This window comes from Desulfuromonas sp. (assembly GCA_002869615.1).
Taxonomy (GTDB): domain Bacteria; phylum Desulfobacterota; class Desulfuromonadia; order Desulfuromonadales; family UBA2294; genus BM707.
Map to the genome: position 1 here is coordinate 1 of PKUH01000039.1, position 26269 is coordinate 26269.

General features: G+C 51.7%; 25 protein-coding genes and 1 tRNA gene. 18 read left to right on the top strand and 8 right to left on the bottom strand.

From position 1 onward, the window contains the following. Positions 1-253 precede the first annotated feature (253 nt). The 16 genes from C0623_04630 (at position 254) to C0623_04705 (ending at position 17249) form a co-directional block, all read left to right on the top strand. Positions 254-1294 carry a GTPase ObgE gene (locus C0623_04630; protein PLY01926.1) on the top strand — a complete coding sequence of 347 codons (1041 nt, stop codon included), beginning with the start codon at positions 254-256 and terminating at the stop codon, positions 1292-1294. A gap of 64 nt (positions 1295-1358) precedes the next feature. Beyond that, the gene (gene proB, locus C0623_04635) at positions 1359-2480 is read left to right on the top strand and encodes a glutamate 5-kinase (protein ID PLY01927.1); all 1122 of its coding nucleotides are present in this window, start codon (positions 1359-1361) and stop codon (positions 2478-2480) included. Between the two features lie 294 nt (positions 2481-2774). Continuing rightward, complete coding sequence (locus tag C0623_04640) at positions 2775-4031, top strand: glutamate-5-semialdehyde dehydrogenase (GenBank protein ID PLY01928.1); 1257 nt, start codon at positions 2775-2777, stop codon at positions 4029-4031. Positions 4032-4099: 68 nt separating this feature from the next. Further along, entirely contained in the window at positions 4100-4744 is a 645-nt protein-coding gene (gene nadD, locus C0623_04645) for a nicotinate (nicotinamide) nucleotide adenylyltransferase (protein PLY01929.1), read from the top strand. Positions 4745-4759: 15 nt separating this feature from the next. Continuing rightward, a complete protein-coding gene (rsfS, locus tag C0623_04650) occupies positions 4760-5140 on the top strand; it encodes a ribosome silencing factor (protein PLY01930.1) in 381 nt (126 codons plus the stop codon). Further along, entirely contained in the window at positions 5137-5613 is a 477-nt protein-coding gene (locus C0623_04655; GenBank protein PLY01931.1) for a 23S rRNA (pseudouridine(1915)-N(3))-methyltransferase RlmH, read from the top strand. The genes rsfS and C0623_04655 overlap by 4 nt, the downstream gene beginning before the upstream one ends. A gap of 14 nt (positions 5614-5627) precedes the next feature. Continuing rightward, positions 5628-5981: a molecular chaperone DnaK gene (locus tag C0623_04660; GenBank protein PLY01932.1), complete on the top strand. Its 354-nt coding sequence runs from the start codon at positions 5628-5630 to the stop codon at positions 5979-5981. Positions 5982-6029: 48 nt separating this feature from the next. Beyond that, the gene (locus C0623_04665) at positions 6030-7400 is read left to right on the top strand and encodes a hypothetical protein (GenBank protein ID PLY01933.1); all 1371 of its coding nucleotides are present in this window, start codon (positions 6030-6032) and stop codon (positions 7398-7400) included. Continuing rightward, complete coding sequence (locus C0623_04670) at positions 7397-8941, top strand: 2,3-bisphosphoglycerate-independent phosphoglycerate mutase (GenBank protein PLY01934.1); 1545 nt, start codon at positions 7397-7399, stop codon at positions 8939-8941. Before C0623_04665 ends, C0623_04670 begins: the two co-directional genes overlap by 4 nt. A 28-nt stretch (positions 8942-8969) precedes the next feature. Further along, positions 8970-9707 (top strand): amidophosphoribosyltransferase, encoded by a 738-nt coding sequence (locus C0623_04675; protein ID PLY01935.1) that lies wholly within the window; start codon positions 8970-8972, stop codon positions 9705-9707. Between the two features lie 24 nt (positions 9708-9731). Continuing rightward, the gene (locus C0623_04680; protein ID PLY01936.1) at positions 9732-11249 is read left to right on the top strand and encodes a hypothetical protein; all 1518 of its coding nucleotides are present in this window, start codon (positions 9732-9734) and stop codon (positions 11247-11249) included. Further along, positions 11246-11911 carry an endonuclease gene (locus C0623_04685; protein PLY01937.1) on the top strand — a complete coding sequence of 222 codons (666 nt, stop codon included), beginning with the start codon at positions 11246-11248 and terminating at the stop codon, positions 11909-11911. The genes C0623_04680 and C0623_04685 overlap by 4 nt, the downstream gene beginning before the upstream one ends. 53 nt (positions 11912-11964) lie before the next feature. Next, entirely contained in the window at positions 11965-13302 is a 1338-nt protein-coding gene (nhaA, locus tag C0623_04690; GenBank protein ID PLY01938.1) for a Na+/H+ antiporter NhaA, read from the top strand. Between the two features lie 502 nt (positions 13303-13804). Then, positions 13805-16585, top strand: coding sequence for an isoleucine--tRNA ligase (locus C0623_04695; protein PLY01939.1), 2781 nt, complete (start codon positions 13805-13807; stop codon positions 16583-16585). A 14-nt stretch (positions 16586-16599) separates the two neighbouring features. Continuing rightward, a complete protein-coding gene (gene lspA, locus C0623_04700; GenBank protein ID PLY01940.1) occupies positions 16600-17106 on the top strand; it encodes a signal peptidase II in 507 nt (168 codons plus the stop codon). Between the two features lie 66 nt (positions 17107-17172). After that, a tRNA-Pro gene (locus tag C0623_04705) sits at positions 17173-17249 on the top strand. Between the two features lie 172 nt (positions 17250-17421). Here C0623_04705 and C0623_04710 read toward each other — a convergent pair. The 6 genes from C0623_04710 to C0623_04735 all read right to left on the bottom strand — a co-directional run bounded on the left by C0623_04710 (position 17422) and on the right by C0623_04735 (position 21404). After that, positions 17422-18075, bottom strand: coding sequence for a hypothetical protein (locus C0623_04710; GenBank protein PLY01941.1), 654 nt, complete (start codon positions 18073-18075; stop codon positions 17422-17424). A gap of 135 nt (positions 18076-18210) precedes the next feature. Next, complete coding sequence (locus C0623_04715; GenBank protein ID PLY01942.1) at positions 18211-18951, bottom strand: hypothetical protein; 741 nt, start codon at positions 18949-18951, stop codon at positions 18211-18213. Between the two features lie 15 nt (positions 18952-18966). Continuing rightward, a complete protein-coding gene (locus C0623_04720; GenBank protein PLY01943.1) occupies positions 18967-19206 on the bottom strand; it encodes a hypothetical protein in 240 nt (79 codons plus the stop codon). A 31-nt stretch (positions 19207-19237) separates the two neighbouring features. Continuing rightward, on the bottom strand, positions 19238-19528 hold the full coding sequence (locus C0623_04725; GenBank protein PLY01944.1) for a hypothetical protein: 291 nt from the start codon (positions 19526-19528) through the stop codon (positions 19238-19240). 139 nt (positions 19529-19667) lie between these two features. Next, complete coding sequence (locus C0623_04730) at positions 19668-21017, bottom strand: hypothetical protein (GenBank protein PLY01945.1); 1350 nt, start codon at positions 21015-21017, stop codon at positions 19668-19670. A 6-nt stretch (positions 21018-21023) separates the two neighbouring features. Further along, a complete protein-coding gene (locus C0623_04735) occupies positions 21024-21404 on the bottom strand; it encodes a hypothetical protein (GenBank protein PLY01958.1) in 381 nt (126 codons plus the stop codon). A 515-nt stretch (positions 21405-21919) separates the two neighbouring features. On the opposite strand from C0623_04735, the gene C0623_04740 reads away from it, so the two are divergent. Further along, the gene (locus C0623_04740) at positions 21920-23302 is read left to right on the top strand and encodes a cell filamentation protein Fic (protein ID PLY01959.1); all 1383 of its coding nucleotides are present in this window, start codon (positions 21920-21922) and stop codon (positions 23300-23302) included. Positions 23303-23533: 231 nt separating this feature from the next. Beyond that, positions 23534-24346 (top strand): hypothetical protein, encoded by an 813-nt coding sequence (locus C0623_04745; protein ID PLY01946.1) that lies wholly within the window; start codon positions 23534-23536, stop codon positions 24344-24346. Between the two features lie 312 nt (positions 24347-24658). On the opposite strand, the gene C0623_04750 is transcribed toward C0623_04745, so the two are convergent. Beyond that, entirely contained in the window at positions 24659-25090 is a 432-nt protein-coding gene (locus C0623_04750; GenBank protein PLY01947.1) for a cytochrome C, read from the bottom strand. A 260-nt stretch (positions 25091-25350) separates the two neighbouring features. Further along, entirely contained in the window at positions 25351-26247 is an 897-nt protein-coding gene (locus C0623_04755) for a hypothetical protein (protein PLY01948.1), read from the bottom strand. Positions 26248-26269: the final 22 nt, after the last annotated feature.

A 26269-nucleotide genomic window follows, 5' to 3' on the forward strand; every position in this document is an offset into this window, starting at 1 on the left:
CCAGAAGATCAGCGTCTATCCGAACTGATCATCCGGGCTAATCAGACTTATAACGCCCGAAGTCCCTTTGCGGACTTCGGGCGTTTTTCATTTGTACGGACCGCCAGGACAGGGAATCAGGGGGAATTCTATTAATACCCAATACCCGCGGATCAGAATTTATAATTTTGCAGCATACGGACATCAACATGTCGATAAGTTGAATGAATGCCGTCAACACCGTAGAATAGAATCTTAACAAGACATAGAAGCTATGAAATTTGTTGATGAAGTAAAAATATTTGCCAAGGCCGGCGACGGCGGACGTGGCTGCAGCTCGTTCCGACGCGAGAAGTTCGTTCCGCTCGGCGGCCCGGACGGCGGCGACGGCGGCCAGGGCGGTTCGGTCTGGCTTGAAGTCGACAGCAACATCTCGACACTTCTCGATCTGCGCTACGGTCAGCAGTGCAAGGCCGAACGCGGCGAGAATGGCCGCGGCAAAAACATGCACGGTAAATCGGGAGAAGATCTGATCATCCGCATTCCGCCGGGCACCCTGATCCACGATTTTGAAACGAATGAACTCCTTGCCGACATGACCGAACCGGGAGAGCGCCTGCAGCTCCTGAAAGGCGGCCGGGGTGGACGCGGCAATGCCCGCTTTGTCTCAAGCACCAACCGAGCCCCGCGCCATTGCCAGCCGGGAGAACCGGGAGAAGAGAGAACCTTGCGGCTCGAGCTGAAACTGCTGGCCGATGTCGGCCTGGTCGGCTTGCCGAATGCCGGCAAGTCTACCCTGATCAGCTCGATCTCGGCGGCCCGACCGAAAATCGCCGACTACCCGTTCACCACCCTGGTTCCGAACCTCGGCATGGTCCGTTATGGCGACTACCAGAATTTTGTTGTCGCCGACATTCCCGGACTGATCGAGGGGGCCAGTGAGGGGCAAGGGCTCGGCACCCGATTTCTTCGGCATGTTGAACGGACCGATTTTTTCCTCCACCTGGTTGACCTCTCGGGGCTGCAGGAGGGTGATCCGTATGATAACTTCGCCATGATCAATCGGGAACTGGAACGCCACAATCCGGAGATGGCGCAAAAAAAACAGATGGTGGTCCTGACCAAGATGGACATTACCGAAGTACGCGAACAGGAACCTGAGGCCCGTAAACATTTTGAGGGTCTCGGCTATCAGGTCCATTCGGTTTCGGCAGCGACCGGCGCCGGGCTGAAGGAACTGGTTAATTTGATTGGCACCGCACTGCACCGGCAGCGCGACCATGAACTTGCAACAGATAACGGCGAGCCTTCTTGACAACCTTTTTCGGAGGACGTTAAGATGCCTGAACTCAACCGGTTTTACTTGTGATTTTAAAGATATGCGCAAAGAACTTCTGAAATATGTCAAGCGGATCGTCATCAAGATCGGCAGCGGTGTCATCAGTGATAACGGCGGTCTCGACAGTGCGCTGATCGAAGCGCTCTGCGCCGATGTTGTAGCGCTCTACAATAAAGGCTACGAGGTCGTGATTGTCTCCTCCGGCGCCGTTGCGGCTGGCAAGGGGGATCTCGGCATCACCGGCCGCCCGGAGACGATACCGCTGCAGCAGGCCGCTGCAGCCATCGGCCAGAGCCGGCTGATGCGTACCTACAAGGATGCTTTCCGCAAGCATGGCAAAACAGTCGGCCAGATCCTGCTGACCCGTGACGACCTTGCCAACCGGCGACGCTTCCTGAATGCCCGCAATACGCTGATGACCCTGCTCGAACACGGCGTGATTGCCGTGGTCAATGAAAACGATTCGGTTGTCGTAGATGAAATCAGGTTCGGCGACAACGACAATCTCTCGGCGATGACGACCAATCTGGCTGAAGCGAGCCTGCTGGTGATCATGTCGGACGTCGACGGCCTGTTTGACCGAAACCCGCATACCGATGACAAGGCAACATTGATCCCGCTGGTTGAGCGGGTCGATGCGAAAATTGAACAGATGGCAGGTGAGTCAGTCACCGCCGTCGGCACCGGCGGTATGAACTCGAAAGTCAAGGCCGCAAAGCGGGCCACGCTCTACGGTGTCGGGGTCGCTATTATCAACGGCCGCAGCCCAAACGCCCTGACCCGCCTGCTCGACGGTGAGGAGATCGGGACCTACTTCCTGCCAGCCAGCAACCGGCTGACCGCCCGCAAACACTGGATCGCCTTTACCAAGAAACCGCGCGGCAAACTGTTCCTCGATGAAGGCGCCTGCAAGGCCCTGCTTGAACGTGGGAAAAGCCTTCTGCCGTCCGGTATTGCATCAATCGAAGGGGTATTCGACCGGGGCGATGCAGTCCGGCTTTGCGATCTCGAAGGGAATGAAGTCGCCAAGGGAGTCATTAATTACTCACAATCCGAGCTCGAAAAAATCAAAGGAGAGAATACGACCCGGATCGAAACGATTCTCGGCTACAAATACAGCGATGAGGTTGTGCACCGCGACAACATGGTGCTAAACAACTGACAGGATTAATACCTGGCAAAGGTCGCCGCGCAGGCACCATGAAAAAATTAACGGAGAGCCGGAGAGAGACAGAGAAAACGAGAACTTCATAAGAAAAAAACCTGCTTATTGGTTCTTCTACCGCCATAATCTTCCGGTTTTGATCTTACCATGAGAGTCTGATTTTTCTCTCCATCTCAGCGTCTCTCCGTTAAAAAAATCTTGACCTTCTCGCTGTCCTTGGTGCCTTAGTAGCAACAAGCATTTTTCTGGAAAACAACTAGTACCGTATTGATTCACGGGGAGATCATAACAATGAGTCTCGAAAAAGAAATAAAGCAACTGGCACGGGAAGCCCGTGCAGCCTCGCATATCCTGGCGGCTCTTTCGACAACGGTCAAGAACGAGCTGTTGCAGCAGATGGCGAGTGCCCTTGAGCAGAACAGGAGCAGCCTGATTTCCGAAAACGAAAAGGATCTCGCGGCGGCGCACGACCGGGGTCTTTCGACCGCGATGATCGATCGTCTCGTCCTTGACGAGGACCGGATCAAGGGAATGGCCGACGGTCTGCGCGAGGTCGCCGAACTGCCCGACCCGGTCGGTGAAATAACCGGCATCTGGCGTCGCCCGAGCGGCATCGAAGTCGGGCGCATGCGGATTCCGCTCGGCGTGATCGGCATCATTTATGAATCCCGACCGAACGTCACCGCCGATGCCGCCGGACTCTGCCTGAAGAGTGGCAACGCCGTGGTTCTGCGTGGCGGATCGGAGGCCATTCACTCCAACAACGCCATCGGCCGGATTTTGCAGCAGCAGCTCGAAACGCTGGGCCTGCCGAAGGCGGCAGTACAGGTCATCATGACGACCGACCGCAACGCCGTCAACGTGCTGCTCGAACAGGAGGAGTATATCGACCTTATCATCCCGCGCGGCGGCGAAGGCCTGATCCGCTTTGTCAGCGACAACTCGCGCATCCCGGTGATCAAACATTACAAGGGGGTCTGTCACACCTTTGTCGATGCCAGCGCCGACTTTGAAATGGCCGAATCGATCTGCATCAATGCCAAAGTCCAGCGCCCCGGCGTCTGCAATTCAATGGAGACCCTGCTGATCCACAAGGATATTGCCGAAACCTTTGTGCCACGCATTGTTGCGGCGATGCAAAAAAACGGGGTTGAGCTGCGGGGCTGCCCGCTTACCCGGGAGTTCGCACCGGATCTGAAAGAAGCAACCGAGGAGGACTGGTACGCCGAGTTTCTCGACCTGATTCTTGCCGTCCGGGTCGTTGCAGACATGGCACAGGCAATCGAACACATCCAGACCTACAGTTCGCTGCATACCGAGGTCATTATCACCAGCGACTACAGCAATTCACAGGAATTTCTGCGCAAAGTCAACTCGAGTGTCGTCATGGTCAACGCCTCATCCCGCTTCTCCGACGGCAACCAGTTCGGGCTCGGTGCCGAAATCGGCATTTCGACAACCAAGCTCCACTCCTTCGGCCCGATGGGACTGGAAGACCTGACAACCCGCAAGTTCATCGTCCTTGGCGATGGCCAGATAAGAACATAAAGGAAAGAGAAGCCGGGAGTAAGGTATCAGCACCCTTGTCACCTCACTCCAGACTCTCGATACGCCCCATGAAAACCGGCATTCTCGGCGGTACATTCAATCCGATCCACAAGGCACATCTGGCGATCGCCGAAGTGAGTATGCGCCGCTGCGGCCTCGATCGCATCCTTTTCCTACCGGCCGCAATTCCGCCCCACAAGGAGATCGCCGCCAACGTCAGCTTTACCCACCGCATGACGATGGTCGCCCTCGCCACCGCCGACACCCCGGAGTTCATCTGCAGCGACCTCGAAGCAAAGCGCCAGGGTGCCAGCTTTTCAGTCGACACCCTCGCCCAGCTCCGGGATCTCTACCCCGGGGACGAACTCTACTTCATCATCGGGCTTGACTCCTTTCGTGACATCACGACCTGGAAAAACTACCAGCGACTTTTCGAGCTCTCGAACATTATTGTTGCCGGGCGCCCGGGTCCGGGCGCCGAAGCCCCGGAAAAGCTCCTCCCCGTTGCCATCAAAGACGACTTCTGCTATGATGAAAGATCGTTGAAATTACGACATAAATCAGGGCATCAGCTGATTTTTATCATCGAAACAAAATTCGATATTTCTTCGACCGGGGTTCGAAAAAAAGTGGCTGAAGGGTTGCCGATCGAAGCCGAAGTTCCGACGGCGGTCATCGACTATATTGAACAGAACAATCTCTACCGCGAGTAAGTAAGAGGAGACCACTTGAAAGCAGACGAACAGGCCCGGCTATGCGCCGAATGTGCGCTCGACAAAAAGGCCTTCAACCTCAAATTGTTACAGGTCAGCGGGATATCATCCCTGACCGATTACATACTGATTGCTTCCGGACGATCCGACCGCCAGGTTCAGGCTATTGCCGAAGGGGTCAGGATTGATATGAAAAAGAAGTACGGGATCGAACCTCTGGCGATCGAAGGTGTCAACGAGGGTCGTTGGGTTCTGCTCGATTATGGCGACGTTATGGTCCACGCCTTCCAGGAACCGGTGCGCGAGTTCTACGATCTCGAGGGACTCTGGTGCGACGCGCCGGAAATAGACTTGAGCCAACTGACTGAGCCCGGAAAAGCTGCCGCCGAATTGTGAAGATTTCACTGCTCTGTATCGGCAAACTCTCCGCAGGCTGGCTCCAGGAGGGGGCGGGGGATTATCAGAAAAGGCTCCAACGCTACCTGCCGATCGGGATTGAGGAGCTGAAAGAGCATAAGGCGGGCGGAAAAAAAGCCGATACTCGTAAAATTATTCAGCAGGAGGGCTCGCATCTGCTTGCCAGAGTGCCACGGGGAGCCTATACTGTTGCACTTGATGAACAGGGAGAGCTTTTCAGTTCGGAAGACCTGGCCGGCTTTATCGACCGGCACATGGTTGATGGAACGCCGGAGATCACGTTTATTATCGGCGGTGCATACGGACTGAGCGACGACGTTAAACAGGCCGCCCGGGTAAAGATGTCGCTGACACCGATGACGCTGACGCACCAGATGGCGCGCGTCTTACTGCTTGAACAGTTGTATCGGGGCATGACGATCCTGCGCAACGAACCATACCACAACCGCTGAACAGGAAAGATTTAATGAAAAAGAAAGATGTTGAAAAAGCAAAAAAGATGCTTTTACAGATGCGCCGTGAGGTAACCAGCGAGGTCCAGGAGAACTATGCCGCATCGCGTGAAATCGGCCAGAGCAACCTGCCCGATCTGGCCGACGTTTCGAGCAATGCCTACAGCCGGGAGATGCTGCTCAACCTGACCGACGCCCAGCACCGGAAACTCAAGGATATTGATGCCGCTCTGGAGCGCCTGGAAAATGACGAATACGGAATCTGTGCCAGCTGTGGTGACGATATCGCCCCGCGCCGCATGGAAGTCCGGCCTTTTTCCCGTTACTGTATTGAATGTAAAACCGATATCGAAAAATTTGGCGAATAAACTGCCTGCCTCGGTTCCCCCGAACCGGGCCGCCCTGGAGAGACTCCCATGATAATCGTCTTCCTCTTTTTTATTGCTCTTGTTGCCTTCTGCGCTGCGATTCTCTATCTGATGAATCTCAACCCCGGCGATGTGACTATCTTTCTGGCTTCCGATTTCAGTTTCAATTCGCCGATCACCTTTATCCTGCTCGGTTCAATTCTGCTCGGGATCCTGCTCGGCCTCGGAGTCAATTTCTTCACGCTCATCGGCCACTCCCTGACCCAGTGGCGCCGCGACCGCAAGGAGAAAAAGCTTCAGGAAGTTGGTGCCATTTACCGGGAAGGAGTCGGTCGCCTGCTGTCGGGAGACATCAAGAAGGCTCACAGCCTGCTGCAAAAAGCTCTCGACAAGGATCCGGTCCGGATTGAGGCCTATATCGCCATGGCCAGTGTTTATTTCCAGGAAGGCCGCAGTGAGGAAGGCACCAACCTTCTTCTCAAGGCGAAAAATATTGATCCGAAAAGTCTCGAAGTCCTGTTCAAACTGGCGACGTCTTATGAAGAAACGGGTAACGATGATGAAGCGGCCGCCGCCTATCAGGATATTCTGAACATTGAAAAGGATAACCGCAAGGCGCTGCGGGCCCTGCGTGAACTCCACATCAAACATGGCCGCTGGCCCGAGGCTCTCGACTTGCAGAAAAAGGTTCTCAAGGTCGGCCCCGGCAGCAATCGTCTCAACGAAGAGAAGAAGAAACTACTTTCGCTCCGCTATGAAGTGGCGCACAACTCCCTGGATGGCGATGAGATTGACCAGGCCAAGAGCACCTTTAAGGAAATCATCCGTGAAGACGCCGAATTCACCCCGGCGCGGGTCTCTCTCGGTGACGCCTATCTTAAACAGAATCGGGCTGACGACGCGGTCAAGGTCTGGCAGGACGGCTACCTGGCCCTTGGCAAGTCGGTTTTTCTTTCCCGACTTGAGGACTTTTATCTCAATGCCGAGGATCCCTCGACCCTGCTCGGAATTTACAAATCCTTCCTCGATCAGCGCGACAACGATTTGATCCTGCGTCTCTTCTATGGCAAACTCTGCCTCCGACTGGAGATGGTCGACGAAGCCCTGGAGCAACTTTATGCGGTCGAAAGCGCCGGTGTCGAAACGCCGCAGCTCCACCTGCTGCTGGCTGAAGCACACCGCCGCCGCAACCGGATTGACGAATCAGTTGATCAATACAAGAAGGCTCTCGGCGTTGATGGCCGTCTGCGCATTAACTATGTCTGCGACACCTGCAGTGCAATCGCCGAGGAATGGAAGAGCCGCTGTGGCAGTTGCGGCAGTTGGGGCAGTTTCAGCGTCGCCGGCCGACAGCAGATACTCAGCGCGCTGACCACCCGGGATGATGCCCGGCCGATTCATCACGGCGAACGGAAATGACACAGGGAGACCGCAAACGCCCCGTTGTCCTGACAATCCTCGACGGCTGGGGCTACAACCCTGCCTGCAAGAACAATGCAGTCTGTCTGGCCAACACCCCCAACCTTGATGCCCTGTTCGCCCGCTACCCACACGTTCTGATCGGTGCTTCCGGCCACGACGTTGGACTCCCGGAAGGCCAGATGGGTAATTCGGAAGTTGGCCATCTCAACCTCGGGGCCGGCCGGATTGTCTACCAGGACCTGACCAGAATCGGCCTGAGCATTGAAGATGGCAGCCTCTTCGAAAACCCGGTCCTTGGCACCTCCCTCAAAAAACTGAAGGAGAACGGCGGCAAGCTGCACCTGATCGGCCTGCTTTCCGATGGCGGTGTCCACTCACACAACAGCCATCTTTACGCCCTGGTCAAGATGGCAGCTGATGCCGGCATAGACGAGATCTGCATTCACCCTTTCCTCGACGGCCGCGACACCCCGCCGAAAAGCGGGATCAACTACCTGCAGCAGCTTGAAAATGAACTGAGTCGGATCGGCAGCGGCCGCATCAGCACCATCATCGGACGTTTCTACGCAATGGATCGGGACAACCGCTGGGACCGGGTTGAACGGGCCTATCGGGCGATGACCGAGGGGACCGAAAACCCGGCTGCCTCAAGTGCCGAAGCAATTACCGAAGCCTACGCCGCCGATCAGACCGATGAATTCGTCGAACCACGCACAATCCAAAACGACAACGCGCCGACCGGTCTTGTCGATGACGGTGATGCGATTATTTTTTTCAACTTCCGCGCCGACCGGGCCCGGGAAATCACCCGCTGTTTCACGGAAAAGGATTTCACCGGCTTTGTTCGGAACAAAACACCGCAACTCGTTGACTACGTCTGCCTGACCGAATACGACGAGACCTTTAATCTGCCGGTTGCCTTTCCACCGGAACAGCTGACCCATATTCTTGGTGAGATTATTGCCGATGCCGGAATGAAACAGCTGCGGATAGCCGAAACGGAAAAATACGCGCATATCACCTTTTTCTTCAACGGTGGACGGGAAGAACCCTTTGTCAATGAAGACCGCGCCCTGATTCCCTCGCCACAAGAGGTTTCGACCTACTACCAGAAACCGGCCATGAGTGCGGTTGAAGTCACTGACGAAATGGTCAGAAGGGTCGAATCGGCCAACTACGATCTGATTGTTCTCAATTTTGCCAATCCCGACATGGTCGGTCACACCGGCATTCTCGAGGCAGCGGTGACGGCGATGGAAACCGTCGATAAAAGTGTCGGCCGGGTGGTCGAAGCGGTGCTCGCAGCCGGCGGCGAACTCCTGATTACCGCCGATCACGGCAACTGTGAACAGATGGCCGACCAGGCCGGCCAGCCGCATACGGCGCATACGACCAATCCGGTCTCCCTGCTTCTGGTTGGCCATTCCGATCCGGTCGAACTCAAACCGGGCATCCTCGCCGATATTGCTCCGACCCTGCTTGATCTGATCGGTCTCGACAAGCCGGCGGAGATGACAGGAAAAAGCCTGATCAGCTGATCTGCCTGTACAATCCGGAGGGGGGAAAATGGCGGCCATTAAACTGCTGCGGCAAAGCGTTATTGACCTCTTCAATTACCTGCTGCCACCGGCCTGTGCCCTCTGCCTGGCGCGTCTTGAACCGCCCGACCCCGACCACTTCTGTTCCGTCTGTACCGAACAGATTCCCGAACTTGGCAAGGCCCGCTGTCCCCATTGCGCCCTGCCATATCCCGCTCCGGAAAACCCGGCCCATCTCTGCAAAACCTGCCTTACGGAAAAACGGCCGCTATTTTCCGGAGTGACTGCCATCGGTCGTTATGACGGACTGTTGCGCGAGGCGGTTCATCGTCTGAAATACCGGGGCGATATCAATCTCGACCGCCCCCTCGCCAATCTGCTCGTGCGCAGGTTGCGCCAGGACAAGGTCAGGGCGACCATCGCGATTCCGGTTCCGCTGCATGCGAGCAAGACCCGGCAACGAGGGTATAATCAGTCGGCCCTGCTGGCGACACGTATCGGTCGCCGCCTTGACATTCCGGTAGCAACCGACCTCCTCGCCCGGCATCGGCCCGGTCTGCCGCAACAGCAGCTCGCTGCCGCCGACCGGATCGACAACATCAAGGGTGCCTTTGCCCTGCGTCGTCCGGTCGATGGTGAAGATATCCTGCTGATTGACGATGTTATGACAACCGGAGCAACCGCCCGGGAATGCGCCAGAGTCCTTGGCGCCGGCGGGGCAGCATCGGTTCACCTGGCGATTCTCGCCCGGGCACCGCTGAAATAAATGAGTTAAAACTAACAATTCATTATGCTACATTGTTCTGAGGAGTCTTGTATGGCAATAGAAAGCGACAAGTTTCTCGAAGCGTTGGGCCAGACCCAGATTCTCGAGACAATTCCGAGCGGTCTCTTCCTGGTCGACACAGAACAGGTTATCGTTTACTGGAACCGCGAGGCGGAGCGCATCACCGGCTACTCGGCCGAAGAGGCGATCGGCCAGCACTGCTCATTCCTTGAAGGGATCGAGTGCGGCTCCGGCTGCGGTCTCTATGATGCCGACGCCGAAGAGAAACCGCTCATTGGCGCCGAATGCAACATAACCACCAAATCCGGCGAGCCGATAACCATCGCGAAAAATATTGATTTCCTCAGGCGGAACGATGAGATTGTCGGTGGAATTGAATCTTTTATCGAGATAACCGGGCAGAAAAAACTCGAAGAGGAACTCCGGCAGCATGGCGAGGAACTGGAAGAGACCGTCCGTGCGCGGACAAAGGCTCTCGACGAGGAACGGACCCGCCTACGCTCTGTCCTCGATGCCATGAACGATCCGGCCTATATCGTCACCGAGGACTTCCAGATTGACTTTATCAACCATGCGATGTTCGAAATGTTCGGCGAGAGCAAGGGGCGACTCTGCTACAACCTGCTGCATGACCGGGATCAACCCTGTGAACATTGCCCATGGCCGGACGTCAGCAAAGGCCAGAACCTGCAGGAGGAGCGTGAATTCGGCAAGAATGGTCGAACCTACGAAATCATCCACACGCCGGTCCACACGCCGCAGGGGGTGCTGCAGAAGCTAGCCGTCTGCCGCGACATCACCGAACGCAAGGAATCGACTGAACGCCTGATCGAGTTGAACAAGCACCTTGACTCTTTCGTCTATACCGTTTCACACGACCTCCGCTCACCGCTGACTCCGATCATCGGTTTCGCAGAATTTCTCAAGGAAGAATATCGGGACAAACTGGACGATCAGGCGATCGAACTTTTGCAGGAGATTGAAAACCAGGGCGGCCGGATGCTCAACCTGATGGAAGACCTGCTTGAGCTCTCACGGGTTGGCCACCTGCCGCCGCCGGAAAAACCGGTTAACACCGATAAGGTTATCGAACAGGTGATCCTCGACTGCCAACCGGAGATAGCTGAAAAGGGGATCACCGTTTCAACATCGCCCCTGCCCGATCTTTTGATCGCCGAAACCATGCTTTACGAGCTGTTCAGCAACCTCTTGCGCAATGCCATCCGTTACGGCTGCAGCAGTGGCGGCGAGATCGAAATCGGCAGTGAGCAGTCGGCAAAACAGAACACTCTCTTCATCCGCGATCACGGCCCGGGAATCCCCGACAAGGAGAAAGAAAAGGTCTGTAATGTCTTTTTCCGGGGCGCCACCGCAACCGGGACCAAAGGGACCGGAATCGGACTCGCAACCGTGCACAAAATAGTACGTTTACATAACGGCACAATCCGCATCGAGGATACGCCCGGTGGCGGCTGTACCATCCGTATCATTTTGCCGACCGACGGACCGACTCCTGAATGACCGAAAAGTTGCTCGACATCTACAACCGCCTGCTGAGCACCTTCGGCGAACAGCACTGGTGGCCGGCAGATACCGTTTTCGAAGTCATTATCGGTACGATCCTGACCCAGAATACCAACTGGAAGAACGTCGAAAAAGCAATTGCCAATCTCCGCTCGGCCGCTGCCCTCAACATCCGGGCTATCGACCGGATGTCGCCGGAAAAGCTTGAACAACTGATCAGGCCCTCCGGATACTTTCGTCAGAAAACGGTACGTCTGCAAAGCTTTACCGGATGGATTCTCGAAACCTGGGGCGGCCTTGACCAGCTACTCACCGCGCCGGCCGATGAATTAAGACAAAAGCTCCTGCAGCAACCCGGCATCGGACCGGAGACCGCCGATTCAATTATTCTTTATGCAGCCGGGCAGCCGACGTTTGTTGTCGACGCCTACACCCACCGCATTTTGGTCAGGCTCGGCCTCGAGCAACCCGGAACAGCGTATGAAGAGACCCGGCGAATGTTCATGGACAACCTGCCGCCGACGCCGTCCCTGTTCAATCAATACCACGCGCTGCTGGTCCGCCTGGCCAAAGAACACTGCCGGAAACGGGAACCGCTCTGCACCGACTGCCCGCTACTTGTTCTCTGTCCGACCGGAGAATTGAATGTCGGGCATTGACCGATGGCCTGGTTTCGATTACCTTTTAGAAAGCCATTGACAGGAGAGACCCAATGCCGCAGACAAAACTAGCCCGCCTGATGCGCCCCTTCGAAGACTTTTTCAAAAACCAGGCTTCAGGTGGTATCATTCTGCTTGGCACAACTGTCCTTGCTCTGATCCTGGCCAACTCACCGCTCAGTCATTTCTACCATCATTTCTGGGAGATGAAATTAACCGTCGGCAGCGAGGCGTTCGGCCTGACCCAGTCGTTGCACCACTGGATCAATGACGGTCTGATGGCGGTTTTCTTTTTTGTTGTCGGGCTTGAAATCAAGCGGGAGTTCCTCGCCGGCGAGCTGGCATCGAAGCGCAAGGCCACCCTGCCTATCGCTGCCGCTCTCGGCGGCATGATCATTCCGGCGCTGATTTTTGCTTTTATCAACCGCTCGAACGGAAACCTTCATGGCTGGGGCATTCCGATGGCGACCGACATCGCTTTCGCTCTCGGCATCATCGCCCTGCTTGGTGATCGCATTCCCCGCTCGCTGGCGATCTTCCTGACCGCTCTGGCGATCGTCGATGACCTCGGTGCCGTCCTGGTTATCGCCATTTTCTATACCGGTGACCTCTCGTGGCCGGCTCTCGGACTGGTCAGTCTCTGTCTGACCGTCCTGATGATCGGCAACCGGATCGGTCTACAACATCCGAATTTCTACGCCCTGGTCGGCCTGGTCCTCTGGATCGCCCTGCTCAAATCGGGTATTCACGCTTCGGTTGCCGGCGTCCTTATCGGCGCGACCATACCGGTGCGACCGAAGCATCCGCATGATGAGTTAGTCGAAAAATCCGAGAAACTGTTACAGAGATACCATGCCTCTGAAACGATCCCGGGACCGTTTCACAATGAACAGCGCCTCGGAACCCTGCTTGCTCTTGAACATATCACCCACGACGCGATGAGCCCGCTGCAGCGGATGGAACACGAAATGAACCCCTGGGTCATCTATGGCGTCATGCCTATATTCGCGTTGGCGAATGCCGGAATATCGCTAAGCGCCGCCGAGCTGTCAGCCGCTCTGAGCCATCCGATCACCATCGGTGTCGGAGCCGGCCTTCTGCTCGGAAAACCCCTCGGAATCTTCCTTTTTTCCTGGCTCGCCGTTAAAATGAGGCTCTGTGACCTTCCGACCGGAAGCCGATGGAGCGATGTTGTTGGCGTCGGCATTCTTGCCGGCATCGGCTTCACCATGTCGATGTTCATTACCAACCTCGCCTACCTTGATCTGGCGCGAGTGGCAAACGCAAAGGTCGGTATTTTTGCAGCATCTTTGTGTGCCGGCATTATCGGCTATATCCTGCTTTCGCGGCGCAAGAAGGAACCGAGCCTGATTGTCAAGACGATGGGATAGAAAAGAAATTGACTGCCCGTTCGGCTATCGTTCGCTCGTGACACGGAGAGAACAAAACCTTCCGTATTCAAAAACACAAAGACAGAAGTTCATTATAGAATGTCATCCCCGCGAAAGCGGGGATCCATTTTTGTATGCATGTAATTTCAAATGGATTCCCGATCGGAGCCGGGAATGACAATCAATTTTACCGCTCGTTCTCTTTCGCTCAATCGACAACTGAGGGCTTGCGCTGAGGACAAATCGTTCCCGTGCAAAGCCATAAAAACATGAATAATGAACAATGTCGTCCCCGCGAAAGCGGGGATCCATTTTTGTGAGATTTTTTTTCAGCATGGATTCCCGATCGAGGTCGGCAATGACAGAATTTTCACCTGGCACTTAACACCTGAATCCTGACACTTTTCCCCGCCCCATCCCTGCCTTTCCGCTTGTACTTATGCGGCTATTTTGCTAGTTTACGAAGTTCTATTTTCGCGAAGAAAACTCGTTGGAGGACGTGATGGAATACAAGGACACGCTTAATCTGCCGCAAACCGAATTCCCGATGCGGGGCAACCTGCCGAACCGGGAGCCGGAATTTATCGAAAAGTGGCAGGAACTCGACCTGCAAGGGAAGATTGAGGAGGCCGGAGCCGGCCGCCCGAATTTCACCCTGCATGATGGCCCGCCGTATGCCAACGGTCACATCCACATCGGTCACGCCCTCAACAAGATCCTCAAGGATATCGTCATCAAGTCGAAGCGGATGCAGGGCTTCTACACCCCCTACGTTCCGGGTTGGGACTGTCACGGCCTGCCGATCGAGCTCAAGGTCGACCAGGAGCTCGGCAAGAAGAAACGCGAAATGAGCAAAGCCGAAATCCGCAAGGAGTGCCGCGCCTACGCCCAGAAGTGGATCACGATCCAGAGCGAGGAGTTTCAACGCCTCGGCATCTTCGGTGACTGGGAGAACCCGTACCTGACGATGACCACCGATTACGAGGCGGCGACGGCCCGCGAGCTCGCCCGCTTTGCCGAACGCGGTTGCATGTACAAGGGCAAGAAACCGGTCCACTGGTGTCCGAGCTGCGTCACCGCCCTGGCCGAGGCCGAGGTTGAGTACGACGATCACACCTCGCCGTCGATCTACGTCAAGTTCCCGTTCACCGACGAACTGCCGACCGAACTTGCCGAGCTAAAGGGAAAGAAGCTCTCCTTCGTCATCTGGACGACGACGCCATGGACGATCCCGGCCAATCTCGCCGTCTGCCTGCATCCGGAGCTGCCGTATGTCGCGGTTGAAGTCGGCACCGATGTGCTGGTCATGGCCGAAGGGCTCTACGAGCAGGTGATGAAGAACCTCGAGATTGAGGACTACAAAGTTCTGGCAACCTTCCAGGCGCCGCTTTTCGAGAAGAAGACCTGCCGGCACCCGATCTACGACCGCGATTCTCTGCTGGTCCTCGGTGACTACGTCACCCTCGAGGCCGGCACCGGCTGTGTTCACACCGCTCCCGGCCACGGCCAGGATGACTACGTGACCGGCCTGAAGTACGGCCTTGAGATCTACAACCCGGTCGACGACTACGGGCGCTACCGCGAGGACCTTGAGTTCTTCGGCAAGATGAATGTCAAGAGTGACGCCAACCCGGCAGTCACCGCAAAACTGACTGAAGTCGGCGCCCTGCTCAGTGAAAGCAAGATGTCGCACAGCTACCCGCACTGCTGGCGCTGCAAGAAACCGATCATCTTCCGCGCCACCGAGCAGTGGTTCATCTCGATGGAAGCGAACGAACTGCGCCAGAAATCGCTCAAGCATATCAACGACGTGCAGTGGATTCCGCACTGGGGTCGCGAGCGGATCTACAACATGATCGAGAACCGCCCCGACTGGTGCATCAGCCGCCAGCGGACCTGGGGGGTACCGATCACGGTGCTTTACTGCAAGAAGTGCGGCGAGGCGATTGCCGACGGCAAGGTGATGCATCACATCGCCGACCGGTTCGAACAGGGCGGCAGTGATATCTGGTTCGAGCAGGAGGCGAAAGAGCTGGTTCCGGCAGGGACCGCCTGCGGTGCCTGCGGTCATGACGACTTCGACAAGGAGATGGACATCCTCGATGTCTGGTTCGACTCCGGCGTCTCACACGCCGCCGTACTCGAGCAGCGCGATAACCTCAAGACCCCGGCCGATATGTACCTCGAGGGGAGCGACCAGCATCGTGGCTGGTTTCACTCGAGCCTGCTCGCTTCGGTCGGCACCCGCGACGTCGCTCCGTACAAGGCGGTTCTGACCCACGGCTTCGTGCTCGATGAAAAAGGGCGGCCGATGTCAAAATCGGTCGGCAATGTCGTCGCCCCGGAGAAGGTCATCAACAAGTTCGGCGCCGAGATCCTGCGCCTCTGGGTCGCCACCCAGGACTACCGCAACGACACCCGGGTCGGCGACCACATCCTGCAACAGGTCTCCGAGGCCTATCGCCGCATCCGCAATACCGCCCGTTACATCCTCGGCAACCTCAGCGACTTCGATCCGGCGACCGATATGGTTGCGGCCGGCGACATGCAGGAGATCGACCGCTGGGCCGTCTCGCGGCTCGAGGATCTGGTCAGCCGGGTCGAGAAATCGTACGACGATTACGAGTTCCACGTGCTCTACCACGCCGTGCACAACTTCTGCTCGGTCGACATGAGCTCCTTTTATCTCGATATCCTCAAGGATCGGCTCTACACCACCAAACAAGCGAGCCCGGAACGGCGCAGCGCCCAGACCGCGATGTACATGATCATCGACGCCCTGACCCGCCTGGTCGCTCCGGTACTCTCCTTCACCGCCGACGAGATCTGGTGGCAGCTGCCGGGAGAGCGTGAAGAATCGGTGCATCTCGCCGGCTTCCCGCGCTTCGAAAAAAAGCTGCGTGATCCGGAACTCGAAGAGCGCTACAAGCAGCTGATCGCGATCCGCAGCGATGTCACCAAGGCCCTCGAGCTGGCCCGCAACGAAAAGACCGTCGGCCACTCCCTCGACGCCCGGGTCACCATCGCCGCCAGCGGCGACGCCAAAGCCCTGCTCGAGCAGTACCGGGATGAGCTTGCCACCCTGTTCATCGTCTCCCAGGCCGAATTGACCGACAGCCTCGGTGCCGAGGCCCAGAGCGGTGACGAGGTTGAAGGGCTCAAGGTTGCGGTCGCCAAGGCCGACGGCGAGAAGTGTGAGCGCTGCTGGAACTACAGGACGACCGTCGGTACCAACAGCGACCACCCGTCGATCTGTTCCAGCTGCAGCGATGCCCTGAGCTAAGAGGTCTTTTCAGCATGGCGGTAAAATACCGGATACTCCTGGCGGTCACTATTGTCTCGCTGGTCCTCGATCAGTGGACCAAGTGGCTGGTCGACCAGAAAATGGCGCTGCACGAATCGATCCCGCTGATCGATAACTTTCTCGCCCTGACCTACGTACGCAACAAGGGCGCCGCCTTCGGTATCTTCGCCGACAGCTCGTTCCGGATCCCTTTTTTCATTACCGTATCAATCGCCGCCGTCATCGGCATCATCTGGTTCTACCGCAAGGTCGCAGAAGAGCAACGGCTGCTGCAGTGGGCCCTGGCCCTGGTCTTTTGCGGCGCCGTCGGCAACCTGATCGACCGGATCCGTTTCGGCGAAGTGATCGATTTTATCGACGTCCACTGGTATCAGCACCATTGGCCGGCCTTCAACGTCGCCGATTCCTGTATCAGTGTCGGCGTCGCCCTGATGCTGGTCGATCTTCTGCGTGATGAGTGGCAGAAGAAAAAAGGGAAAGAGGCGGGTTCCGAAGCATAATTATTTCTTGCGAAAACAACCGGTATATGTTAGAAAATCGGGTCCGAAAAGAGAGAAGAACCAAGTCGGGGCGTAGCGCAGTCTGGTAGCGCACTTGCTTCGGGAGCAAGGGGTCGGAGGTTCAAATCCTCTCGCCCCGACCAGTTATAAAAAGAGCGATCCTAAACAGGGTCGCTCTTTTGTTTTGGCCTCCGGGGCATGTCCGGGGAGTATGTCGTTCGGATGGTGTCTTTGGAGATGTTGGAAAGGCTGCCTATCCATGTTCCGGTCCGAAGTTTTTCTCCGGTGCTATTCCGTGGCAGAGTGAATAATTGTTTAATGGACGTTCCTGTGAAAAGGCAGTGTATTTATCAAGACTGTATCTATAGCAGTACCCTTGAGTTTAGCGTATGAAGCTAAACTTTCTGAGTAAATACAAAGCTCCCTATAAGACAGATCTTCAATTCCTGCCAAGTAGCGTATTGTTTCTTCTGACACAAACAGTCCTATCTCATCATATTTAAACTTCAAAACAGCGAACTTTGTTTCAAGGTCAGGCTCAAATCCAAACATTTCTCCCTTGCACAGGAAAGCTATGATTTCAGCATTGACCTTCCCAAGTCTTCTCGGATGGTCTCTTGACGAAACTACAATTGATGCCTTTTCAGCATAAAGATTTGACAATACCATCAGAGCTACCTCTTGAGCACATTCATCTGATTCCAATTGGTCAATATCATCAAATAAAAGAACGTCTAGATGTGAAAAACTTTCAATGAAGTCATCTACCCGGTCAATACATTTAAAGCTTTTCAGCTCCGCAATAAACATCGTTGCAGTGTAATAGCAAAAAGTTTTGTCAGTCGAGCTTAGCAGATCGTTGCCAATTGCAGCTAACAGATGTGTTTTGCCTAGTCCTGGCCCACTGTAGAAAGACAGTAGATTAGAATCTTTGTGAAGACTAGCAACCCTTTTGGCAGCATCAAACAATTGCTGATTATTAGAACCTGTAACAAACTAATCAAAGGTGAATTTCGAAAAATTCAATTCATCTTGTATATCATTGAAGTGATTTTGCATCTCATATTCCTTGAACTTCGCAACAAAATCCAACAGCAGACAGAACTACCACTGGAGTTTGCGTTTCACATTCCCATCCAACTCTTTTCGAACTTTGCAGAAAAAGTCCTCAATGGCGACATTTGTAATTCCGCGCCCAAACATTTTTGCATAGCAGAACTCTAGTTTCCCATTGATATAATATTTTTCAAACTGTGTAGATTTAAGGTCACGATGTTCAAACGGCACAACTCTTATTGATTCTCCATAGACAAACTTCTTCAAAAATGAAACCCACTCATTTTTGGCTCCCAAAATGATATGAAAATTTTCTCCAGTAAAGGCTTTTTTCATTTTGGGGTGTTTAGATATCGATGCAGGCCTAAGACTGTTGCACAATTCCATATACTCCCAATGTTTCAGACCTAAACCATTTTCAATCTTATTGTCCCAAGTATTTTGAGTCTGCCTCCCTATCGGATAGAATTTTATATTGCATTCATTCTCTAAATAAATTCTATTGCCCCTGTAGTCTGCCCATTTTTTCAATGAACCATCAATCAAAGTTGCCATGATTTTAGAAATCCAGATGCCAGGTTGACCGAGTTCTTCATTTTGCCCGATCTTCCTTTCCCAAATTTCTTCTTCTTTATTTTTGTAGAATTCAACCAACTCAGAATAGGTCTTAATTTCGCCCTTATCTCTTTTCCATAGCTCACCTCCGTCTTCAATAGTAAGAAAACAGATAGGCGCTGTTTCAGGGCCATCCCTCCGGACATAGTTCATGAAATACTCAATATCATTCATGCTAAATCTACTCCTTCACCAATCAAGCGCTCCCCTAACTACAAAAGGGTTTTCATCTGAATCAGGCATAGATATGGCTCTAGCCTGTATTTCAATACCGCCCAAACAACTATAAACAATTGACACCTGGATATCCCCCACATCGGAGCCTTCATTTGAGGCTGTCTCCTTCATCGAGGCTACCCAACTATCCAGTCTTTTTCTTTCATCATCTTTCAATTGAAGAACTTCATAAAAATCATCGTAACGCTGCATCATCAACCCCCTTTAGATAGGAACAATCTACCTACAATACCTGCACTACACAAAATCGACAACTTTCCCTATTGCCAACATCCTCCAGATATTCCTCAATCTGCCATTTCTCTTGCTGCCACTGTGGTCCATCTTGTATCAATGCCATCCTTGCTCCAAATGCAATCAAATCGGTAGCACAGTCAGTGACATAAATTTCCTTGTCAGTCATACGGCTATAGAAACTGACGTCTTCATCACTAAAGCCATACATGAGAATTCTGTCTTTCCAGTTGTTAGGGTACTGTTTCCCGACTTCAATACGTTCTACCCTCACTGCCATCAAACTTACCCTCCCTGTAGTCATACATTTACAATCTAAACCTAAATGCCATTAGAGACAAAATAAGTCACTACCTATCCATGTTCCGGCCCGAAGTTTTTCTCCGGGGCTATTTCGGGGCGGGGGGAAAGGGTAAAACCTATTGAATATCACTATTGTCATAAGTCCAAACATACCCATGAGATTGTTTAGTCTTACCCTGTAAACAAGCCCGAATAGCACTACTGTATTCTTTCATTGCTGCAGTCAAAGATGGCCAACTTTTCACAACCTCACCATCAAACGTTTTTTGCAAAATAGGTCGACGGCTTTTTCTATTCCTATTTCGATTAGCACAAGAGGGGCACCAACTCCCTTGATAGATTTTGTTAGCAGATGTTTCCCATTTATTATTACAAAGATTGCATTGGAATTTATATTTTTCCATGACACCTAGCCAAACATTCGACAAACAGATACCCCCTTTGCTTAGGACATAGTTTTTTAGCCTCGTAAGGTTTGTTGTTTCTAGCGAAAAGTTCTCTATGGGGGTATCGAAACAGTTCAACAGTTCCGCCGCTTGTGGAAAACGTTTCTCAAAACGAGTCAAGACTTTCTTGATATGGTCAGGGACCATCTTCAAGCTCATACTTTCGAAAACCTCTACCAATAGGACACCCTGTTTCTCACACCATTCTTTCTTGGCCCTGTCTCTTCTCTGCCTTTCTTCAAATTCCTTTACTTCCTTGTCAAAGGCATTGGGAAATTCATAGTGTTGATGTCCTTGGTATTCAAACGCCAAAGCTAGGTCTTCAAAATAAATATCAAGTTCAAGCCATGAGAACCCTTCAAAAGCATCATCCTTGATCTGAATTTTTCTAGATGTCCTTTCCAACACAAACTCGAGGTACCCCCTCAGAAGGTTTTCTCCTTTGAATGTGCAAAAAGGGCAACCTTTTTTCATCGAGCGCAACTGTGACAACAGAACATGAAACGGAGGGTGGCCATCTCTACATTTGACAAGCAAACGTTTTCTTGTAGTTTCGAATGATTCAAAAACAGGCTCATATCCAAGATTTCTGATTTCATCATGTAGTTTTTCTATAGGTGTTCTCTGCCTTTCTGATTGCTCCTTCCCTGAGCAGGCAGGACAACCCTGCCCACTTTTGACATTATCAAGTCTAAGCTTCACATCCTGTGAACACACTGGACACTTTACCAGGACAGGCTCTCTAGCATTTTTGTACTTTCCTTTGAGCTGATAACCGAACTTCCCGAACTCTACTTTTGCATCTTCTTGAGAGAACCGCCTACTAGCAGCACGTTTTTCAATGGCACAAACTAAACACCCTTTTCCTTGTCCCAAGTCACCAACTCTCTTCTTGGTAATATGGCCACAGGCTATACCTTCGACTTCTATCGGTTGATTGGCGTTTTGATATTCACCTAACAACCTGAATCCGTGATCAAGAAATCTCTTTTCAACTTGCTCATGAGTAAGCTTTTTCAAATCCCCTCACAATTTTCTCTTCCAAAACTCGATAAGTTTTCCCAGAAACACATCGGCTGAAACTTCATTACCATCCGAGAGAATGATATTCAATGGACGGGCAAAAGCATCACTGAATGCAGAGATGAAACCTGTTTGAGTTCTAGTTTTGGTATCCTTGTTTCCGAAATGCTTTGTGCCATTGGTCAAATGGCCTGCAACCTTCATGATCGAACAAATTTCTATATCCGATGGGTATAGACTTCGAAACTCGTCTTCTGAGCAACGGCTAAACTTCTTTCCTCCATGAACCCATTCATACAGGTGATACGCAAGTATTGTCGTCAACAATGCATGTCTACTTGAAGCGTTGTTTTCAAGGAATTCTTGATATTGAGGCAATACCATCTGGTTGAAAAAATCAGATGCATTTTTGATATCGAAACTAGATTGGTGTTCCACGATACCCCCTAATGTTCAAAACATTTCACCACAGCAACATACTACAACTTTTCTCTACTGGCAAAACCCCTCCTCTTCTCACCTCCGTACCGGACACGGACCGGACTTCTAGCAGCACCTCTCAAGAATCCAACTAAAAAGAGCACCTCTTTGTGTAGCACACAGAATATCCAATCCTACGTTCAAGAAAGGAGACTGAAATGAACAGACGATTCCCATTTTCCAAACGCTTCGTAGAAACCATCCCACCGCACGATCCCGAAAGTCCAAGTCGGGAAGCAGGATCTTATTATTCATGCTGAGATATGGAATTGTCTCGTCAGCTATATCTCCAGATTGCGAGATATGGGTCCCAGTTTCACATTAAAACCGCCCCCGTGACAAAAAGACCAAATATCGCGCCACTTTATTTGGCGCAAAAAAGTGTTGCGCGCCACTTTATTTGGCGCGATAATGCCAACATGCCAAAACAAATCAAAACAGAAGAGTTATCGGGAATTCTGGAAGAGATCAAAAAGCACCCGGCAGGGATCGGCATTGATGCCCTCCATGAAATCATGCAACAGTATGCAAGGCGGACCCTGCAAAGGCGTCTGGCTCTGCTTGTCGAGAAGGGCTTGCTGCTGGCTACGGGTAGCGGCCGAAGCCTGAAATACAAGATTGCGCCAATTCAAATCACCGCAGACGTGACCTTGCCACCGCTCATGGCCGAGGCTGAAGCAGAAACATATATTTCGATTTCTCCGGAAGCACAAGAAATAAAGGATCACGTTCGCCAAACCATCCAGCAACGGCCACCGACAGGCTACAACCCCTCTTTTCTTGAATCATACACTCCCAACGAAACCTCTTTTCTATCGGAAGAAACAAGGCAACAGCTTCATCTTATCGGTCGGACGACGCAGAATGACCAACCGGCCGGAACTTTTGCGCGAGACATTCTCGGTCGTCTCCTCATCGACCTTTCATGGGCATCTTCACAACTGGAAGGGAATACCTACAGCCTTCTGGATACTCAAAAACTTATCGAATATGGGGAAGCCGCTGAAGGGAAAGATGCTCTTGAAACACAGATGATCCTGAACCACAAAGCCGCCATTGAAATGCTTATTGATCAAGTGGATGAAATCGGGTTCAACCGCTACACATTGCTGAACCTCCATGCGATCTTGTCAGATGGTCTCCTTCCTGATCCGAGAGATTGTGGCAGACTAAGGGAAAAGGCTGTCGGCATTGGCGGGAGCACTTATCTCCCATTGGCTTTGCCGCAAAAGATTGATGAACAATTCAATCTATTTCTTGAGAAAGCGCAAGCAATTTCCGACCCGTTTGAGCAAGCAATTTTTTCAATGGTATTCATTCCGTATCTTCAACCTTTTTCAGACGTCAACAAACGGGTTTCCAGGCTTGTCGCAAATGTACCGCTGATTCTCAACAACCTGTGCCCGCTTTCGTTTATAGATGTACCGGAACATGCATATGTTGATGCCACACTCGGAGTTTATGAATTAAATCGTCCCGAGCTGCTGCGTGATGTTTTCATCTGGGCATATGAAAGATCTTGCCAGCAATATCTCGCCATTCAACAAAGCCTGATCCCACCAGATTCTTTTCGACTCAGGTATCGAACAGTTTTATACGAAACCATCAGAGAGCTTGTTTCGGGAAACCGTAAAATAAACCCGGAAAATGTTCTTTCCATAGCAAATAAATCGGTTGACGAAAGCGACATGAACTCATTTGTAGAACTCGTTCAAAATGAAGCAGAGCTGCTCCATGAGGGGAACATCGCCCGCTTCGGCCTGCGCCCATCCGAGTTCAGGCGCTGGAAAGACAACAGATGATCTAGCGCAGTCTGGTAGCGCACTTGCTTCAGGAACAAGGGTTCGGAGGTTCCTCCTCTCGCCCCGACCAGTTATAAAAAGAGCGACCCTATTTAGGATCGCTCTTTTTATTGTCTTTCGGGACATGTTCGGAACAATTGCAGTCATCTTTTCCTGTTGATTTATATTCAATTATTCATATAATCAAAGAACGGCATAAATCTCGAGACATTTGTGTACAAAGGGAAAACAATGATGCGCAAAACTATTTCTTTAACAGCACTACTGAGCTTTTTTTTGTTGATGCTAACAAGCATCATCCTTTACATAATCCCGGCAGGGAGAGTTGCTTATTGGGCGGACTATCATCTGTGGGGCTTAAGCAAAACCCAATGGGGAAACCTGCATATAAATCTTGGCTTTCTGTTTTTCGTAACAATTCTGGTTCACTCCTATTACAACTGGAAAGCGATAACTACGTATTTAAAAAACAAGGCAAAAGAGTTCAGGATATTCACCAAAGATTTCAATATAGCCCTGATTTTGACCGCACTATTTTCATTGGGAACGCTATATGAGATACCACCTTTTGTAAATATTCTGCAGCTCGGCGAAAACATCAGTGCCAAGGCTAACGCATTCTACGGCGAACCACCCTACGGACACGCAGAACTATCTTCATTACAGACTTTTACCAGCAAAATGGAGCTCGATCTTACGCAAAGCAAAGAACGCTTGAGCAACTCCGGGATTCGTGTTGAAAACAGCGGACAATCTCTCCAGGAAATTGCGAAAGCTAATAATGTCTCGCCAAATGATATTTATCTGATAATTTCGCCACCCGGGGAGCGAGTAAAAACATTCCCGAAGGAACCTCCGGCGGGCCTCGGGCAACGCGCCCTTATTGATCTTTGCCAGGACTACTCTGTCAGTATCAAAAAGGTTCTTATGATTCTGGCTGACAACGATATTGAAGCTAATGAATCAATGAGTATCAAAGAAATAGCAAATGTTGCAGGAAAAGATCCTTTCACCGTTTATGAACTGATTCTAAACCAACTGTGAAGTTACATTCTGCTTCGGGAGCAAGGGTACGGAGGTTCCTCCTGCCGCCCCGACCGGTTATCAATAGAGCGATCCTGAACAGAATCGCTCTATTGTTTGGGAGGCCGGGGAGGCGGTCATGAGGACGGTGTCTTTGGGGATGTTGGAGAACCTACCTATCCATATTCCGGTCCGAAGTTTTTCTCCGGGGCTATTCCAGGGCGTGTAAACTCATTGGTGCAGAAAACGATGACCACTTGAAATCAATCATAGTGGCCATCGTTAATAGACTGTCGCTAAAAACCGTAGACAATCGGTGGTAGCTCGTCCCAATCAGTAGAGAACTTTGATACTTGCCAACTCTTCTTTTGTTAATGCATCGAAACGTTTGAGAGTCCAGCCTCCGACCCAAGATTTGAAAATGGCAAGATTCTGCTGTCTCTCCTGCTCGTTATCACCCAGATGTTGATACATATTCCCAGGTTTGGTGTCGTCAAGGCGCCGCATCAAGGCACCAGTGTCCGGCCATCCGGTGAAATAGACCAGATAAGTATAACTATCCATGCGCGGGCCAAGGTCTTCAGCTAGCCATTTTTGTTTGTCCTGTTTGAAAACCTTATACTCGGGTGCACTCTCACCATGACAAGTGCTACAGCGAGCATCAAAAATGTCCTTAACGTCGTTGCGGTAGGTAACATCAGCAACTACTGTGTTGGTAACAGCCACTACAGCTGTCAAAACAATAATAAAAACAATCTTTTTCATTTTTTCCTCCAAGTGATATTGAAAACCGTTTTCGTTTATAGGGGAAATACAGGATTCCGTCAATATGTTTTTTGTTAGTAAATTCCAACAAGCTGGTTTGCAAATAAATCCTCATAAGTCACGCATTCCAATATGCTCAGGACATTCTTAAAAGTAAAAATTTTTCATTTCTGCCAAATTAATCGCCTCAGAGCAATGCAGGAGGTTTTCAGTAAACCGAAGAGGCAGCGAGGGACTCTATATAAGTCAGTACTTCCTGGCTAACCTGTCTGGTTAACGTTTTCATTGTTTTGTGTGATGGGGAAATGCAGATAAAAGGTGTTGTTCTTACCAGAAGATTTAACCTGGTACATCAGGTTGTCAGCCACAGAGATCAATTGGTCAAAGCTATGGGTGCCGGCTTCACAAATGATAGCACCTGCGCTAATAGAAGTTCTGTAGGAAAGGCTGTCTACAAGTTCAGCAAGCTTTATGTGGATTTTTTGCATGACTGTCTCAACAGATGATCGATCTGTGGCAGGGAGGAAGATTGCAAATTCATCACCTCCAAGGCGGCCGAGGATATCTGTTTTGCGCAAATTCTGAGAGATCGTGCCAACGATCGATTTGAGTAATTGGTCTCCTGCCGAATGACCATAGGTGTCGTTTATTTGTTTAAAATCATCCAGATCAATATATGCAATGGTGTAAGTCAATCCTTCCCGTTCTGATCTCAACATTTCATGTTCTACCATTTCCTTAAATGCTCTTAAGTTTATGGCGCCGGTCAAAGTGTCGGTGCGAGACAGAGCTTTTTCATTCTCAAATAATTCTCTGGTTTTGTTGAGGAGAAACACGAGCATCGAGAAAAACACAAAAGTAGATAAAATGTTCCAAACAGTAATTATTACCTCCGGGTGGATATTGTTCATGGCCCAGATAGCGGTACACAAAACAGACAACGCTATCCCATAGATTCTGTTACAAAACCACGAGACAAAAGAAATTGGAAGTAAGTACATGAAAGAATGTGTCATTTCCTTGGGAGCATATTGGTCAAATACGCCAACCAGAAACACACACAGAATCGCAACCGGGAAAACAAACCGGGGTCCCTTTGAATCAAGGTATTTATAATAGTCCCTAAGGATTCGTTCAATTTTATCCAGGTAAGACAAAACTCAGCCCATTTGATGATCG

What these genes read in the sequence shown, in the direction of transcription:
- C0623_04630 (PLY01926.1), top strand. Translation starts at nt 254, where the DNA reads ATGAAATTTGTTGATGAAGTAAAAATATTTGCCAAGGCCGGCGACGGC.
- C0623_04660 (PLY01932.1), top strand. Translation starts at nt 5,628, where the DNA reads ATGAAAAAGAAAGATGTTGAAAAAGCAAAAAAGATGCTTTTACAGATG.
- C0623_04740 (PLY01959.1), top strand. Translation starts at nt 21,920, where the DNA reads ATGCCAAAACAAATCAAAACAGAAGAGTTATCGGGAATTCTGGAAGAG.
- C0623_04725 (PLY01944.1), bottom strand. Translation starts at nt 19,528, where the DNA reads ATGGCAGTGAGGGTAGAACGTATTGAAGTCGGGAAACAGTACCCTAAC.
- C0623_04670 (PLY01934.1), top strand. Translation starts at nt 7,397, where the DNA reads ATGACACAGGGAGACCGCAAACGCCCCGTTGTCCTGACAATCCTCGAC.
- C0623_04745 (PLY01946.1), top strand. Translation starts at nt 23,534, where the DNA reads ATGATGCGCAAAACTATTTCTTTAACAGCACTACTGAGCTTTTTTTTG.
- C0623_04695 (PLY01939.1), top strand. Translation starts at nt 13,805, where the DNA reads ATGGAATACAAGGACACGCTTAATCTGCCGCAAACCGAATTCCCGATG.
- C0623_04640 (PLY01928.1), top strand. Translation starts at nt 2,775, where the DNA reads ATGAGTCTCGAAAAAGAAATAAAGCAACTGGCACGGGAAGCCCGTGCA.
- C0623_04665 (PLY01933.1), top strand. Translation starts at nt 6,030, where the DNA reads ATGATAATCGTCTTCCTCTTTTTTATTGCTCTTGTTGCCTTCTGCGCT.
- proB (PLY01927.1), top strand. Translation starts at nt 1,359, where the DNA reads ATGCGCAAAGAACTTCTGAAATATGTCAAGCGGATCGTCATCAAGATC.
- C0623_04680 (PLY01936.1), top strand. Translation starts at nt 9,732, where the DNA reads ATGCTACATTGTTCTGAGGAGTCTTGTATGGCAATAGAAAGCGACAAG.
- C0623_04715 (PLY01942.1), bottom strand. Translation starts at nt 18,951, where the DNA reads ATGAATGATATTGAGTATTTCATGAACTATGTCCGGAGGGATGGCCCT.
- nadD (PLY01929.1), top strand. Translation starts at nt 4,100, where the DNA reads ATGAAAACCGGCATTCTCGGCGGTACATTCAATCCGATCCACAAGGCA.
- lspA (PLY01940.1), top strand. Translation starts at nt 16,600, where the DNA reads ATGGCGGTAAAATACCGGATACTCCTGGCGGTCACTATTGTCTCGCTG.
- C0623_04685 (PLY01937.1), top strand. Translation starts at nt 11,246, where the DNA reads ATGACCGAAAAGTTGCTCGACATCTACAACCGCCTGCTGAGCACCTTC.
- C0623_04675 (PLY01935.1), top strand. Translation starts at nt 8,970, where the DNA reads ATGGCGGCCATTAAACTGCTGCGGCAAAGCGTTATTGACCTCTTCAAT.
- C0623_04720 (PLY01943.1), bottom strand. Translation starts at nt 19,206, where the DNA reads ATGCAGCGTTACGATGATTTTTATGAAGTTCTTCAATTGAAAGATGAT.
- C0623_04735 (PLY01958.1), bottom strand. Translation starts at nt 21,404, where the DNA reads ATGGTATTGCCTCAATATCAAGAATTCCTTGAAAACAACGCTTCAAGT.
- nhaA (PLY01938.1), top strand. Translation starts at nt 11,965, where the DNA reads ATGCCGCAGACAAAACTAGCCCGCCTGATGCGCCCCTTCGAAGACTTT.
- C0623_04750 (PLY01947.1), bottom strand. Translation starts at nt 25,090, where the DNA reads ATGAAAAAGATTGTTTTTATTATTGTTTTGACAGCTGTAGTGGCTGTT.